11 protein-coding genes are annotated in these 13,831 nt (G+C 64.6%); 7 read left to right on the top strand and 4 right to left on the bottom strand.

The annotated features are described in order from the left end of the window. Window position 1 precedes the first annotated feature (1 nt). From ACVJGD_RS33160 to ACVJGD_RS33145, 4 genes are all read right to left on the bottom strand, one after another. Complete coding sequence (locus ACVJGD_RS33160; RefSeq protein WP_456638150.1) at window positions 2-880, bottom strand: branched-chain amino acid ABC transporter permease; 879 nt, start codon at window positions 878-880, stop codon at window positions 2-4. A gap of 13 nt (window positions 881-893) precedes the next feature. Further along, entirely contained in the window at window positions 894-1,607 is a 714-nt protein-coding gene (locus ACVJGD_RS33155) for an ABC transporter ATP-binding protein (protein ID WP_456638149.1), read from the bottom strand. Beyond that, window positions 1,604-2,401 carry an ABC transporter ATP-binding protein gene (locus tag ACVJGD_RS33150; RefSeq protein ID WP_456638148.1) on the bottom strand — a complete coding sequence of 266 codons (798 nt, stop codon included), beginning with the start codon at window positions 2,399-2,401 and terminating at the stop codon, window positions 1,604-1,606. Before ACVJGD_RS33150 ends, ACVJGD_RS33155 begins: the two co-directional genes overlap by 4 nt. Before the next feature lie 72 nt (window positions 2,402-2,473). After that, on the bottom strand, window positions 2,474-3,337 hold the full coding sequence (locus ACVJGD_RS33145) for an IclR family transcriptional regulator (RefSeq protein ID WP_456638147.1): 864 nt from the start codon (window positions 3,335-3,337) through the stop codon (window positions 2,474-2,476). A 187-nt stretch (window positions 3,338-3,524) separates the two neighbouring features. On the opposite strand from ACVJGD_RS33145, the gene ACVJGD_RS33140 reads away from it, so the two are divergent. The 7 genes from ACVJGD_RS33140 to glpK all read left to right on the top strand — a co-directional run bounded on the left by ACVJGD_RS33140 (window position 3,525) and on the right by glpK (window position 13,829). Beyond that, window positions 3,525-5,621 (top strand): 3-hydroxyacyl-CoA dehydrogenase NAD-binding domain-containing protein, encoded by a 2,097-nt coding sequence (locus ACVJGD_RS33140; RefSeq protein WP_456638146.1) that lies wholly within the window; start codon window positions 3,525-3,527, stop codon window positions 5,619-5,621. A 136-nt stretch (window positions 5,622-5,757) separates the two neighbouring features. Next, window positions 5,758-7,452: a dicarboxylate--CoA ligase PimA gene (gene pimA / locus ACVJGD_RS33135; protein WP_456640451.1), complete on the top strand. Its 1,695-nt coding sequence runs from the start codon at window positions 5,758-5,760 to the stop codon at window positions 7,450-7,452. After that, on the top strand, window positions 7,449-8,636 hold the full coding sequence (locus ACVJGD_RS33130; protein WP_456638145.1) for an acetyl-CoA C-acyltransferase: 1,188 nt from the start codon (window positions 7,449-7,451) through the stop codon (window positions 8,634-8,636). Before pimA ends, ACVJGD_RS33130 begins: the two co-directional genes overlap by 4 nt. A 133-nt stretch (window positions 8,637-8,769) precedes the next feature. After that, window positions 8,770-9,960: a pimeloyl-CoA dehydrogenase large subunit gene (gene pimC, locus ACVJGD_RS33125; protein ID WP_454621523.1), complete on the top strand. Its 1,191-nt coding sequence runs from the start codon at window positions 8,770-8,772 to the stop codon at window positions 9,958-9,960. 167 nt (window positions 9,961-10,127) lie between these two features. Beyond that, on the top strand, window positions 10,128-11,270 hold the full coding sequence (pimD, locus tag ACVJGD_RS33120; RefSeq protein WP_456638144.1) for a pimeloyl-CoA dehydrogenase small subunit: 1,143 nt from the start codon (window positions 10,128-10,130) through the stop codon (window positions 11,268-11,270). 142 nt (window positions 11,271-11,412) lie between these two features. After that, on the top strand, window positions 11,413-12,186 hold the full coding sequence (locus ACVJGD_RS33115; protein ID WP_456638143.1) for an SDR family NAD(P)-dependent oxidoreductase: 774 nt from the start codon (window positions 11,413-11,415) through the stop codon (window positions 12,184-12,186). Window positions 12,187-12,326: 140 nt separating this feature from the next. Next, entirely contained in the window at window positions 12,327-13,829 is a 1,503-nt protein-coding gene (glpK, locus tag ACVJGD_RS33110) for a glycerol kinase GlpK (RefSeq protein ID WP_456638142.1), read from the top strand. Window positions 13,830-13,831 lie beyond the last annotated feature (2 nt).

Below are 13,831 nucleotides of genomic sequence, written 5' to 3'. Positions count from 1 at the left end.
ATCAGACTCGCTTCACGATGGGCCGGCCAAACAGCCCAGCCGGTTTGACGACCAAGACGGTGATGATCAGCGCAAGCGCGATCGGAAGCTTGAGCTCGTTGCCGACACCGGGAATGTAGGTGCCGGCGAGATTCTCGAACACGCCGACCAGGAAACCGCCGATCACGGCGCCGAGCGGCGAAGACAACCCGCCGAGCACCGCGGAGGCAAAGCCGTAGATCAGCACGCCGCCCATCATGTTCGGCTCCAGGAACACGACCGGCGCGATCAGCATGCCGGCGATCGCGCCGATCGCGGACGCCATGCCCCAGCCGAGCGCGATCATCCAGCTCGTGTTGATGCCGACCAGCCGCGCCGATTCAGGCAATGAGGCGGCCGCCCGCATCGCAAGGCCAATGCGGGTGAACTGGAAGAAGAAATAGAGCCCGACGAGCAGCAGCACGGTGACGCCGACCATGCCGGCCTGGTGGGTCGAGATGAGCTGGCTGCCGAGGAAGGGCGAAGAGCCGAACGGCGTCGGATACTGCTTGATGGTGAAATCCCAGATCAGGCCGGCGACGGAGTTGACGATCGCAAACAGCGCGATGAAGCCGGCGACGTTCGTCAGCACCGGCGCCTTCGCGAGCGGCTTGAACAACAGTCGCTCGATCAGGATGCCGCCGACAAAGGAAAGAATAACGGTGAGGATGAACGCCCACCAATAGGGCACGCCCCATTGCATCATCTGCCAGGACATGAAGGTCGAGAACATCGCCATTTCGCCTTGCGCGAAATTGAGATGGTCGATCGCCTGGTAGATCATCACGACGGCAAGCGCCATGCAGGCGTAGATCGCGCCCGTGGCGATGCCGGCCAGGACTTGGTTGGCAAAGAGCTCCATGGTCCTCGCTCCCTCAGTAACCCAGATAGGATTTGCGGACGTCTTCGTTATTGGCGACGTCCTTGGCGTTGCCGGACATCACGATGCGTCCGGTTTCGATCACATAGGCATGGTCGGCGAGCTCGAGCGCGAGCTGCGCGTTCTGCTCGACCACCAGGATGGTGACCTTGTCCTCGCGGTTGATCTTGCTGAAAATGCGGAACAGGTCGCGCACCACCAGCGGCGCCAGGCCGAACGACGGTTCGTCCAGCAGCATCAGCCGCGGCCGCAGCATCAGCGCGCGCGCAACTGCGAGCATCTGCTGCTCGCCGCCCGACAGCGTGCCGGCCTGCTGGGTGTAGCGCTGCTTGAGCACCGGGAAGTGGTCGTACATGCGCTCGATGTCGGCGACGATGTTCTTCTTGTCGCCGCGCGTGATGGCACCGAGCTGAAGATTCTCCTCCACCGTCATGTTGGTGAAGGTGCCGCGGCCCTGCGGCACATGGGCGATGCCGAGGCGGACGACGTTCTCGGTCGTGCGGCTGCCGATCGGCTTGCCCTCGAACTCGATCGCGCCGGTCGAGCGCACCATGTTGCAGATCGCCCGCAGCGTGGTGGTCTTGCCGGCGCCGTTGGCGCCGAGCAGCGTGGTCAGCGAGCCTTCGTCCAGCGAGAAGCTGAGGCCGTGAAGCGCCTGGACCTGGCCGTAATAGGCGCGCAAGTCCTTGACGTTGAGCATTGGCGTCATTGGTCCTTGCTCCCGAGATAGGCCTTGATGACGTCGGGGTCGGCCTGGACCTGGCTAGGGGTTCCTTCCGCGAGCTTGCGGCCGAAATTCAGCGCGACGACATGATCGGCGGTCGACATCACCATGCCCATGTGGTGCTCGACCAGCAGCACGGTGATCTTGCGCTCGTCGCGGATCTTGCGCACGAGGTCGCCGAGCACATAGACCTCTTCATGGTTGAGGCCGCCGGCCGGCTCGTCCAGCAGCAGGATCTTCGGATCGGCCGCGAGCGCCCGCGCCAATTCGACGCGCTTCTGGGTGCCGAAGGGCAGGCCCGAAACGATGCTGTGCCCGACGTCCTCGAGGTCGAGATAGGCCAGGATCTCATGCACCTTCTTGTTGACCGAAGCCTCGGTGCGCCTGATCCAGGCAAGCTTGAGCGAGTCGCTGATGATGTCGCTGGAGGTGCGCGCGTGGGTGCCGACGCGGACGTTGTCGAGCACAGAGAGATTGGGAAACAGCGCCACGTTCTGGAATGTGCGGCCGATGCCGATCTCGGCGATCTTGTGCGGCGGGCGCGTCAGGATGCTGACGCCTTCCATCAGGATGTCGCCGGAGCTCGGCTGGTAGAGCCGCGAGAGGCAGTTGAAGAGCGTCGTCTTGCCGGCGCCGTTCGGTCCGATCAGTCCCAGGATCTGGCCCTGGTGCATGTCGAAGGAGACGCCGTTCAACGCAACGATGCCGCCGAACACGACGCTAACGTCGCGAACCGCGAGCAGGGGCGCATGACCCTGCGCGAGTTGTGCCTGCGTCATCTCGTCTCGCCCGCCCGCTTGAGAGGGCGGAGAGCGCCGCGCGAGCGATCGCGCCGGCGATGAAGAAGGCTATCAGATGCCCTCGGCCACACGTGCAACTTTCCCTCCTGATCTAGACTTTTTGCTTTCAGCTTTTCTGGATTGCGGCGCCACCCCACCAAGCGCCTGCTCGATGTTCCTTACCATCGCGACAAGGCGAGGTCCAATATCGTTGAGCAAACGGTCTTCCGTAAAGCGGAATGCCGGCGCGCCGCAATTGAAGGCATACGGACCGGTTCCGTCATTCAGTTGCAATGCGACGCCGACGGCGTGAACATCGTCCTGCCATTCGCCAGCAGAAATTGCAAAACCGCGCTTCGCCACCAATTCGCCCGAGCGTTCGATGCCGTCGCGCATCTTCGGCCAGCGGCTGCCATAGTGATCGCGAAGCTCGCGCAGCAAGGCGGTACGCTCGTCGTCCGGCAGCGCCCAGATATAGGCACGCCCCATCGCGGTGGTCGCCATTGGTATCCGCGAACCGACATCGAGCTGAACGCCGAGCGTCAGTCCGTTCCGGCTCTGTCCGAAATAAATCATGCTGAGCCGGTCGCGCCCGCCGACCGCAACCGCACCGCCGGTCGCGCGCATCACGTCCTCGCGATAGGGCTCGGACAAATGCCGGACGCCGAGATTGGCGAGCGCGGCATAACCCAGCGCCATGGCAGACGGTGTGAGCTGGTACTTCTCGAAACGCGGGACGGGTGTAAGGTAGCCGAGCTTGGTCAACGTGTAGGTCAACCGCGAAATGGTTGGCTTCGGCAGATTGGTGCGGGCCGCGATCTCCTGATTGCCGAGAAGCCCGTCATTGGGACGGAATGCGCGCAGGACTTCCAATCCACGGGAAAGCGCGACCACGAAATTGCGATCGGTCGCCGCCTTCTTTCCTGAACGTTTCATTCCCCGCCACTTTGTCGATCTCGTTGACAAGGGACGTGCTTCAAAATAACCCTCCCTGTCAAGATGTGGAATTTAATTTCGCAGTGCGAAATTAGCCACTAAACGCAAGAACCGCAAGAACGCCTTGCAAAAGAACACACTGCAAAAGAACACACTGCAAAAGAACACAGCATCCAAGGAGAGTCTCGTGAGCGAAGTCGTAAAACTCGAGCGGCATGACGTCATTGGCATCGTCACGGTTAACAATCCTCCGGTCAACGCGCTCAGTGCCGCAGTGCGCGGCGGCATCCTGGAATCCATCAAGAGTGCGATCGCCGATGCCGAAGTGAAGGCGATCGTGTTGACCTGCGCCGGCCGCACCTTCATCGCCGGCGCCGACATCACCGAATTCGGCAAGCCGCCGAAGCCGCCCGGCCTCAACGAAGTGCTGGAGGTGATGGAGAATTCGCCGAAGCCGATCGTTGCCGCGATCCACGGCACCGCGCTCGGCGGCGGCCTCGAAGTCGCTCTGGCATGCCACTATCGCGTGGCGACCAAGGACGCCCGGCTCGGCCTGCCCGAAGTCAAGCTCGGACTTCTACCCGGCGCCGGCGGCACCCAGCGCCTGCCGCGCGCGGTCGGACCCGAGCTCGCGGTCAAGATGATCGTCGGCGGCGATCCGATCGGCGCTCCGGAAGCGCTTAAGAGCGGGCTGATCGAGGAGATCGTCGAGGGACCGGCCGCCGGCGGCGAAGCCTTCGCGCGCAAGGTGCTGGCGGAGAAGCGTCCGTTGCGCAAGTTGCGCGACGACGACTCCAAACTCGCCGCGGCCAAGGCTGACCGCTCGATCTTCACAAATGCGGTCGCCGCATTGACCAAGCGCGCTCGCGGCCTGGAAGCGCCGTTCGCCGCCGCCGACGCGGTCGGCGCCGCGATCGACCTGCCCTTCGATCAAGGCCTGAAGAAGGAACGCGAGACCTTCCTGAAGCTCGTCTCCGGCGACCAGTCCAAGGCGCAACGCTACGCCTTCTTCGCGGAGCGCGAAGCCGCGAAGATCGCTGGTGTGCCAGATGGCACGAAGCCGCGCCCGGTCGAGCGCGTCGCCATCATCGGCGCCGGCACCATGGGTGGTGGCATCGCGATGTCCTTTGCCAATGCCGGCATTCCGGTGACGCTGATCGAGACCGGCGAGGAGCAGCTCAAGCGCGGCCTGGGCGTGATGCAGAAGAACTATGAGGCGACCGCCGCCCGCGGTGGCATCCCAGCCGACGCGCCCGCCAAGCGGATGGCGCTGATCCATGGCGTGGTCGGCCTCGAGAACGTCAAGGACGCCGACCTCGTCATTGAGGCGGTGTTCGAGACCATGGCGGTGAAAAAGGAAGTGTTCGGCAAGCTCGATCAATTTGCCAAGCCGGGCGCAGTGCTCGCTTCCAATACCTCGTACCTGAATATCGACGAGATCGCGAAGGAGACCAAGCGGCCGCAGGACGTGCTGGGCATGCACTTCTTCTCGCCCGCCAACGTCATGAAGCTGTGCGAGATCGTGCGCGCCGATAAGACCGCGCCCGACGCGCTGGTCACAGCGGTATCGATCGCGCGCAAGATCGCGAAGGTGCCGGCCGTGGTCGGCGTCTGCGACGGCTTCGTCGGCAACCGCATGCTCGCGCAGCGCGGCAAGCAGGCCGAGAAGCTGCTGTTCGAAGGCGCGCTGCCGCAGCAGGTCGACGCCGTCGTGACAAAATTCGGCATGCCGATGGGCCCGTTCGCGATGGGCGACCTCGCCGGCCTCGACATCGGCTGGCGCTCGCGCAAGGACCGCGGCATCAAGTCGGAAATCGCGGACGCGCTGTGCGAAGCCGGCCGCTTCGGCCAGAAGACCGGCAAGGGCTATTATAAATATGAAGCCGGCTCGCGCGCGGCGCTGCCCGATCCGGAAGTCGAGAAGCTGATCGACGAGACGCTCGCGCGTCTCGGCCGCAAGAAGCGCGTCGTCAGCGACGACGAGATCCTCGAGCGCATGATGTATCCGATGATCAACGAGGGCGCGCGGATCCTGGACGAAGGCATCGCGGCGCGGCCGTCCGATATCGATGTGGTCTGGCTCTACGGCTATGGCTGGCCGATCTATCGCGGCGGCCCGATGTTCTGGGCCGACACCGTGGGCCTGAAGCACATCGCCGATCGCCTCTCCTTCTATGCCAAGGAGACCAACGATCCCTCGCTCGAGCCGGCGCCGCTGCTCAAGCGCCTCGCCGATGAAGGCAAGACGTTCGCCTCGCTTGCCGCGCCGTCGAAGGCGGCTTGATGGACGACTGTTGCCACTTGTCATTCCGGGGCACGCGCAAGCGTGAGCCCGGAATCCATTTCTCCGCCTGTGTATGTGCCCAATGGATTCCGGGTTCGCGCTTCGCGCGCCCCGGAATGACGGCCCAGTGAGTACCATGACCCACCCCGGCGAACAGTTTTATCCGAAGGGCGTGCATTGGGACGACCCGATCGCGCGCGGCTCATTGCCTGACCTGCTCTCGTCCGCGGCCGCAGCCTACGGCCCGCGGACGGTGATCGAATTCCGCGACCGGCCGATCACCTATGCGGAGCTGGAAGCGCTGGTCGAAACCGCGGCTTCCGCCTTCCTGCGCGCCGGTTACGGCAGGGACACCTCGGTAGCGCTGTTCCTCGGCAACACGCCCGACCATCCGATCAACTTCTTCGGCGCGCTCAAGGCCGGCGCCCGCGTCGTGCATCTCTCGCCGCTCGACGGCGAGATCGCACTCTCGCACAAGCTCGCCGATTCCGGCGCGCGCATCCTCATCACCAGCAACCTCTCGGCGCTGTTGCCGACCGCGCTGAAATTCCTCGACAAAGGCCTGCTCGACCGGCTGATCGTCTGCGAGGACGATCATTGGGGCAAGATCGGCACGCCGCAAACGGCCCTGCCCGACAATCCCGCCGTCATCACCTACCGCCAGTTCGTCGACGGCGCGACCAGGCCCGCCAAATGGCCTGAGGTCAGCGCCGACGACGTCGCGCTGCTGCAATATACCGGCGGCACCACAGGCCTGCCGAAAGGCGCGATGCTGAGCCACGGCAATTTGACCGCGGCGGTGTCGATCTATGACGTCTGGGGCAAGGCCGCCCGCGCGGAGCGCGATGCGATCGAGCGCGTGATCTGCGTGCTGCCGCTGTTCCACATCTACGCGCTGACGGTCGTGCTCTTGTCCTCGATCCGGCACGGCCACCTGATCTCGCTGCACCAGCGCTTCGACGTCCAGGCCGTGATGCGCGACATCGAGGTCAAGCGCGCCACCGTCTTCCCGGGCGTGCCCACGATGTGGATCGCGATCGCCGCCCTGCCCGATCTCGACAAGCGCGACCTGTCCTCGCTGGTGAGCTGCGGCTCCGGCGGCGCGCCGCTGCCGGTGGAAGTCGCAAAGATCTTCGAGCGACGGGTCGGCATGAAGCTCCGCAGCGGCTGGGGCATGACCGAGACCTGCTCGCCGGGCACCGGTCACGTGAAGGAAGGGCCGGACAAGCCCGGCTCGATCGGCCTGATGCTGCCGGGCATCGAGCTTGATGTGGTTTCGCTGGATGATCCGAAGCAGGTCCTGCCCGTGGGCGAAGTCGGCGAGATCCGGATTCGTGGGCCGAACGTCACCAAAGGTTACTGGAACCGGCCAAAGGAAACCACCGAGGCCTTTGTCGGCGACCGCTTCCTCACCGGCGACATCGGCTACATGGACGCGGACGGCTATTTCTACCTGGTCGACCGCAAGAAGGACATGATCATCTCCGGCGGCTTCAACGTCTATCCGCAGATGATCGAACAGGCGATCTATACGCACCCCGCGGTGCAGGAAGTGATCGTGATCGGCATCCCCGACGACTACCGGGGCGAGGCCGCGAAAGCCTTCATCAAGCTGCGCGATGGCACCACGCCGTTCACCATCGACGATCTGCGCACCTTCCTCACCGGCAAGCTCGGCAAGCATGAACTGCCGGCCGCGCTCGAATTCGTCGAGGAATTGCCGCGAACGCCGGTTGGAAAACTCTCCCGCCACGAACTGCGCCAGCAGCGGGCCGCTCCGGACAGCGCAGCCAAACAACAACCGGAAACCACAACAGGAGGTCGTTCATGACCGACGCCGTTATCGTCTCCACCGCCCGCACGCCGATCGGCAAGGCCTATCGCGGCGCGCTCAACGTCACCGAAGGCGCGACGCTGCTCGGCCATGCCATCGGCGAGGCGGTCGCTCGCGCCAAGGTCGATCCGAGGGAGATCGAGGACGTCGTGATGGGCGCGGCCCTGCAGCAGGGCTCAACCGGCGGCAATATCGCACGCAAGGCGCTGCTCCGCGCCGGCCTTCCCGTGACGGTCGCCGGCACCACCATCGACCGGCAATGCGCTTCCGGCCTGCAGGCAATCGCGCTTGCCGCGCGCTCGGTGCTGTTTGACGGCGTCGAGATCGCGGTCGGCGGCGGCGGTGAATCGATCAGCCTGGTGCAGAACGACAAGATCAACACATTCCATGCGCAGGACCCGGCACTGCTGAAGATCAAGGGCGAGGTCTACATGCCCATGATCGACACCGCCGAAGTGGTCGCCAAGCGCTACAACATCTCGCGCGAGAAGCAGGACGAATATTCGCTGGAGAGCCAGCGCCGCACCGCAGCCGCCCAGCAGGGCGGCAAGTTCAAGGACGAGCTGGCGCCGATCACCACCCAGATGGCGGTGACCGACAAAGCGACCGGCGCAGTGTCGTTCAAGGAGGTGACGCTGTCGCAGGACGAAGGTCCGCGGCCCGACACCACGGCCGAAGGCCTCGCGGGCCTGAAGCCCGTGCGCGGCGAAGGATTTACGATCACCGCCGGCAATGCCAGCCAGCTTTCCGATGGCGCCAGCGCGACCGTGATCATGAGCGACAAGGAAGCCGCCAGGCGCGGCCTGAAGCCGCTCGGCATCTTCCGCGGCTTCGTCTCCGCCGGCTGCGAGCCCGACGAGATGGGCATCGGTCCAGTCTTCGCCGTGCCGCGCCTCCTCAAGCGCCACGGCCTGAAGGTCGAGGACATCGACCTCTGGGAGCTCAACGAGGCCTTTGCGGTGCAGGTGCTCTATTGCCGCGACAAACTCGGCATCGACCCTGATAAGCTCAACGTCAATGGCGGCGCGATCGCGGTCGGCCATCCCTACGGCATGTCGGGCGCGCGGCTCACCGGCCACGCCTTGATCGAAGGACGGCGCCGCAAGGCGAAGTATGCGGTTGTGACCATGTGCGTCGGCGGCGGCATGGGGGCGGCCGGTTTGTTCGAGGTGGTGCACTAGCTTGTCGTCCCGGGCTTGACCCGGGACTCGGTGGCAGACGCCTTAGTGACCAACGAAAGCCGGTGGTTATGGGTCCCGGCGTGCGCCGGGACGACGGAAGAAAGAGTTCTGGAGTTTAATCAGGGAGGATCCGATGGATCTCGCTTTCACCAAGGAAGAAGTGGCGTTTCGCGAGGAAGTGCGGGCGTTCTTCAGGGATAACGTGCCGCCGGACACGCGGCGGAAGATGCAGGAGGGGCGCCATCTCTCGAAGGACGAGATGGTCACCTGGTGGCGCATCCTGAACAAGAAAGGCTGGGGCGTGTCGCACTGGCCGAAGGAATATGGCGGCACCGGCTGGACATCCGTGCAGCATTACATCTTCAACGAGGAGCTGCAGGCCTATCCGGCGCCGCAGCCGCTCGCCTTCGGCGTCAGCATGGTCGGCCCGGTCATCTACACCTTCGGCAACGAGGCGCAGAAGAAGCAGTACCTGCCGCGCATCGCCAATGTCGACGACTGGTGGTGCCAGGGCTTCTCAGAGCCCGGCTCGGGTTCCGACCTCGCCTCGCTCCGGACCAAGGCCGAGCGCAAGGGCGACAAGTGGATCATCAACGGCCAGAAGACCTGGACCACGCTCGCGCAGCATGCCGACATGATCTTCTGCCTGTGCCGCACCGATCCGAGTGCGAAGAAGCAGATGGGCATCTCCTTCATCGTCTTCAGCATGAAGTCGAAGGGCGTCACGGTTCGGCCGATCCAGACCATCGACGGCGGCCATGAGGTCAACGAGGTCTTCTTCGACAATGTCGAGGTCCCGATCGAGAACCTGATCGGCGAGGAGAACAAGGGCTGGGACTACGCGAAATTCCTGCTCGGTAACGAGCGCACCGGCATTGCACGGGTCGGCGTCTCCAAGGAGCGGCTGCGCCGCATCAAGGAACTCGCCTCCAAGGTCGAGTCCGGCGGCCGGCCGGTGATCCAGGATCCCAGCTTCCGCGAAAAGCTCTCGGCCTGCGAGATCGAACTGAAGGCACTGGAGCTGACGCAGCTTCGCGTCGTCGCCGACGAAGGCAAGCACGGCAAGGGCAAGCCCAACCCGGCCTCGTCAGTGCTCAAGATCAAGGGCTCGGAGATCCAGCAGACCACCACCGAGCTGTTGATGGAAGTGATCGGCCCATTCGCCGCGCCCTATGACGTGCATGGCGACGACGGCTCGAACGAGGCGATGGATTGGACCGCCCAGATCGCGCCGAGCTACTTCAACAACCGCAAGGTCTCGATCTACGGCGGCTCCAACGAGATCCAGCGCAACATCATCGCCAAGGCGGTGCTGGGGCTTTGAGGCCGCAAACTCAACTGTCGTCCCCCGCGCAGGCGGGGGACCCAGTACGCCGCGGCGATCGTGATTCACGATGACCGCCGGTGGGTACTGGATCCCCGCCTTCGCGGGGATGACGATGGGAGATCGGGGCAGGAACGGTGCCCGCGTGATTTTGGAGAAACGGGAAAATGGATTTTGATTTGTCCGAGGAGCAGCGGCTTCTCAAGGAAAGCATCGACGGCCTGCTGACGGATTCCTACGATTTCGAGCAGCGCAAGAAGTACATGAAGGAGAAAGGCGGCTGGAGCAAAGCCGTCTGGAGCAAGCTCGCCGAGCAGGGCCTGCTCGGCCTGCCCTTCACGGAGGCCGACGGCGGGTTCGGCGCCGGCGGCGTCGAGACCATGATCGTGATGGAAGCGCTCGGCAAGGCGCTCGTGGTCGAGCCCTATCTCGCGACGGTGGTGATCGGCGGCGGCTTCCTGCGCCATGGCGGCTCGGCCGAGCAGAAGGCCGCGCACATTCCCGGCATCATCGACGGCAGCAAGACGTTCGCATTCGCGCAGCTCGAGAAGAACTCGCGTTACGACCTGTTCGACGTCACCACCACCGCGAAGAAGAAGGGCGCCGGCTGGGTGATCGACGGCGAGAAGTTCATCGTCCTCAACGGCGAGAACGCCGACACGCTGATCGTGACCGCGCGCACCAAGGGCGAGCGGCGCGACAGAAATGGCATCGGCGTGTTCCTGGTGCCGGCCAACGCCAAAGGCATCAGCAGGAAGGGCTATCCGACCCAGGACGGCCTGCACGCCGCCGACATCAGCTTCACCGGCGTGGAAGTCGGCGGCGATGCCGCGATCGGCAACCCGGAGGACGCGCTTGCGCTGATCGAGCGCGTGGTTGATGAGGCCCGCGTTGCGCTGTGCGCGGAGGCGGTCGGCGCGATGGATGAGTCGCTGAAGGAAACCGTCGAGTACATCAAAACGCGCAAGCAATTTGGCGTCGCGATCGGCTCGTTCCAGAGCCTGCAGCACCGCGCCTCCGACATGTTCGTCGCGGCCGAGCAGGCCCGCTCGATGTCGATGTTCGCGACCATGGCTGGTGACTTCGAGGATGCCAAGGAACGCGCCAGCGCAATCGCGGCGGCCAAGGTGCAGATCGGAAAGTCGCTGAAGTTCGTCGGCCAGCAGTCGATCCAGCTCCATGGCGGCATCGGCATGACGATGGAGGCCAAGATCGGCCACTACTTCAAGCGCCTGACCATGATCGAGAACACCTTTGGCGACACCGAATATCACCTGCGCCGCGTCGCTGACGCGGGCGGGTTGATCTGATCTAGCACGTCTGGTCATTCCCCGCGAAGGCGGGGAATCCAGTACACCGCGGCTTCTCGGTCAAGCAATGCTTGTCTGCCGAATACTGGATCGCCCGGTCAAGCCGGGCGATGACAACGAACAAGCGGAGGAACCAACAACAATGAAGAACACCCCCTTCGATCTCACCGGAAAGGTCGCCGTCATTACCGGTTCGAGCCGCGGCATCGGCCGTTCCTCCGCCGAGTTGCTCGCGAAGCTCGGCGCCAAGGTGGTGATCTCCTCGCGCAAGGCGGACGCCTGCAAGGACGTGGCCGACGGCATCAACAGTAACGGCGGGGACGCGCATGTCATCCCCTGCAACATCTCGCGTCGCGAGGAGGTCGAAGCGCTGATCGCGGGCGCGACCAAGCACTACGGCAAGATCGACATCCTCGTCTGCAACGCCGCCGTGAACCCCTATTACGGCCCGCTGCTCGACATCAAGGATGAGGCGTTCGACAAGATCATGGGCTCTAACGTCAAGAGCAACATCTGGCTCTGCGCGCTGGCGATCCCCCAGATGGCCGAGCGCGGCAATGGCTCGGTCGTGATCATCTCCTCGATCGGGGGATTGCGCGGCTCGACCGTGATCGGCGCCTATGGCATCTCCAAGGCCGCCGACTTCGCGCTCTGCCGCAGCCTCGCCGGCGAATGGGGCCCGAAGGGCGTGCGCGTCAATTGCGTCGCGCCGGGACTGGTCAAGACCGATTTCGCCCGCGCGCTCTGGGAAGACGCCGAACTTCTGAAACGGCGCACCGCCACCACGCCACTGCGCCGCATCGGCGAGCCCGACGAGATCGCCGGCGCGGTCGCCTATCTCGCCTCCGACGCCTCCACCTTCATGACCGGCCAGACCATCGTCATCGACGGCGGCGTCACGACGGCGGCGGTGTAGTTCTAGCAATCTGCCTCCACACGTCGTCCCGGGTCAAGCCCGGGACGACGGCGGAGCTTGAGGCGGCGCCAGTGAGATATTGACCTTCCCTCGCCAATCCGCTCCCTTGGCGCAAACGATCACCCTCGGGAAGGAGCGCCATGTCCTTTGTGCTGGCCATCGATCAGGGCACCACGTCCTCGCGCGCCATCGTGTTCCGCAGCGACATCTCCATCGCGGCGGTGGCGCAGCAGGAGTTTCCGCAGCATTTCCCAGCCTCCGGCTGGGTCGAGCATGAGCCGGAGGACATCTGGACCTCGACGATTGCCACCTGCCGCAATGCGCTGGAGAAGGCGGGCCTGAAGGCCAAGGACGTCGCCGCGATCGGCATCACCAACCAGCGCGAGACCACCGTGGTATGGGCCCGTGCCACGGGCCAGGCAGTGCATCGCGCCATCGTCTGGCAAGACCGTCGTACCGCGGATTTCTGCGCCACACTGAAAGCCGAGGGCCATGAGCCCATGATCTCGGCCAAGACCGGGTTGATCATCGACCCCTATTTCTCGGGGACAAAGGTCGCCTGGATCCTCAACAGCGTGCCCGGCGCAAGGGAGCGCGCCGAGCGCGGCGAACTGCTGTTCGGCACCGTCGATTGCTATCTCTTGTGGCGGCTCACCGGCGGCAAGGTCCACGCGACCGACGCCACCAACGCCTCCCGCACCCTGCTCTTCAACATCCACACCGGCGAGTGGGATGACGACCTCTTGAAGATCCTCGGCGTGCCGCGCTCGATGCTTCCCGAGGTGAAGGACTCGTCCGCCAAATTCGGCAACAGCATCCCCGACCTGTTTGGCGGCGCCATCGCCATCGCAGGCATCGCCGGCGATCAGCAGGCCGCGACCATCGGGCAGGCCTGTTTCGAGCCCGGCATGATCAAGTCGACCTATGGCACCGGCTGCTTCGCGCTGCTCAACACCGGTACCACGCCGGTCAAATCGAAGAACAAGCTGCTGACCACGATCGCCTATCAGCTCGCCGGCAAACGCACCTATGCGCTGGAAGGCTCGATCTTCGTCGCCGGAAGCGCGGTGCAGTGGCTGCGCGACGGGCTCGGCATTATCAAGCAGGCCGCCGAGACCGGCCCGCTCGCCGACAAATCCGATTCGATGCAGAGCGTTTATCTTGTGCCGGCTTTTGTCGGCATGGGCGCGCCCTACTGGAATCCGCGCGTGCGCGGCGCGCTGTTCGGCCTTACCCGCAACACCGGCCCGGCCGAGCTCGCACATGCGGCGCTGGAAAGCGTCTGCTACCAGACCTACGACCTCTGGGCCGCGATGCGCGCCGACTGGCCTGACGCCACCGCGGCCAACATCGTGCTCCGCGTCGACGGCGGCATGACCGCCTCCGACTGGACCATGCAGCGATTGGCCGATCTGCTCGACGCCCCGGTCGACCGCCCGATGATCCAGGAAACCACGGCGCTGGGCGCCGCCTATCTCGCCGGCCTTGCCGCTGGCGTCTATCCGGAGTCGACGAAGTTTGCCGACAACTGGCGATTGGAGCACCGCTTCAAGCCGGCGATGAGCCAGGCCACCCGCGAGCGCAAGCTGGCGGGTTGGGCGCGCGCGGTGAAGGGCGTGCTGGCGAGTGATGAGGGGGAGTGAGC

It is taken from the genome of Bradyrhizobium sp. USDA 10063 (assembly GCF_054063735.1).
The sequence above is the reverse complement of the archived record's forward strand: the minus strand, read 5'-3'. Positions and strand labels throughout refer to the sequence as shown.

Excerpts from the sequence above, each read along its gene's own strand:
- glpK (WP_456638142.1), top strand. The coding sequence starts at position 12,327 with ATGTCCTTTGTGCTGGCCATCGATCAGGGCACCACGTCCTCGCGCGCC.
- ACVJGD_RS33150 (WP_456638148.1), bottom strand. The coding sequence starts at position 2,401 with ATGACGCAGGCACAACTCGCGCAGGGTCATGCGCCCCTGCTCGCGGTT.
- ACVJGD_RS33160 (WP_456638150.1), bottom strand. The coding sequence starts at position 880 with ATGGAGCTCTTTGCCAACCAAGTCCTGGCCGGCATCGCCACGGGCGCG.
- pimA (WP_456640451.1), top strand. The coding sequence starts at position 5,758 with ATGACCCACCCCGGCGAACAGTTTTATCCGAAGGGCGTGCATTGGGAC.
- ACVJGD_RS33115 (WP_456638143.1), top strand. The coding sequence starts at position 11,413 with ATGAAGAACACCCCCTTCGATCTCACCGGAAAGGTCGCCGTCATTACC.
- pimC (WP_454621523.1), top strand. The coding sequence starts at position 8,770 with ATGGATCTCGCTTTCACCAAGGAAGAAGTGGCGTTTCGCGAGGAAGTG.
- ACVJGD_RS33155 (WP_456638149.1), bottom strand. The coding sequence starts at position 1,607 with ATGACGCCAATGCTCAACGTCAAGGACTTGCGCGCCTATTACGGCCAG.
- ACVJGD_RS33145 (WP_456638147.1), bottom strand. The coding sequence starts at position 3,337 with ATGAAACGTTCAGGAAAGAAGGCGGCGACCGATCGCAATTTCGTGGTC.
- pimD (WP_456638144.1), top strand. The coding sequence starts at position 10,128 with ATGGATTTTGATTTGTCCGAGGAGCAGCGGCTTCTCAAGGAAAGCATC.
- ACVJGD_RS33130 (WP_456638145.1), top strand. The coding sequence starts at position 7,449 with ATGACCGACGCCGTTATCGTCTCCACCGCCCGCACGCCGATCGGCAAG.